The organism is Erwinia sp. PME.40.26/001, from assembly GCF_055556675.1.
The window spans coordinates 1-244 of record NZ_JBVHNP010000372.1; the positions used below are offsets into that span (position 1 = coordinate 1).

1 protein-coding gene is annotated in these 244 nt (G+C 75.4%); it reads left to right on the forward strand.

Going from position 1 to position 244, the window contains the following annotated elements:
• A partial coding sequence (locus tag ACZ3HG_RS24595; protein WP_465335119.1) for an HPr family phosphocarrier protein occupies positions 1–244 on the forward strand: 244 nt, incomplete at both ends.

The following is a 244-nucleotide window of genomic DNA, read 5'->3' on the forward strand; positions in this document are numbered from 1 at the left end:
GGGGCGGCCGAGGCGAAGCGACGTCAGCTCGGCGACCCTTCGGAGGACGCGCCCGCCCCGGCGCCGACGCCTCCGTCCGAGGACCTCTCGTTCGAGACGACGGTGATCAACCCCTCGGGCCTGCACGCCCGCCCGGCCGCGACGTTCGTCAAGGCGGCTTCGCGCTTCGACGCGGACGTGCAGATCGCGGAGGTGGGGGGCGAGACGCCCCCGGTGTCGGCGCGGAGCCTGCTGGCCCTCATGG